Source organism: Stenotrophomonas sp. SrG (assembly GCF_050031795.1).
GTDB classification, from domain to species: Bacteria; Pseudomonadota; Gammaproteobacteria; order Xanthomonadales; family Xanthomonadaceae; genus Stenotrophomonas; species Stenotrophomonas rhizophila_A.
The window spans coordinates 1-234 of the sequence record NZ_JBNBBE010001467.1 but is presented as its reverse complement, the minus strand read 5'-3'; the positions used below and the strand labels follow the sequence as shown (position 1 = coordinate 234).

Below are 234 nucleotides of genomic sequence, written 5' to 3'. Positions count from 1 at the left end.
GGCTAAACGCTGACACTAGTGTTAGAGTCAAGTAGACGTTTCCAGGATATCGCGATGTCCAAGCAACCCAGTAATGACATGATGAAGATTGGTGAGCTAGCCGAGGCTAGCGGCGTCAGCGTGCGTGCGATCCGCCACTACGATCCGCATGGGAGGTTGGCATCTTCCCGATCGGGAAATGGCTACCGCGCGGTTCAAACGGGGACGGTCAACCCGGTGAAACACATACAGCGC

The 234-nt window shown here is 56.0% G+C and carries 1 protein-coding gene; it reads left to right on the top strand.

What is annotated here, in order from left to right; all coding sequences use genetic code 11:
- Window positions 1-54 precede the first annotated feature (54 nt).
- Window positions 55-234, top strand: a 180-nt coding sequence (locus ACQG3P_RS24285; RefSeq protein ID WP_426806480.1) for a MerR family DNA-binding transcriptional regulator, incomplete at its 3' end; no start/stop codon positions are given.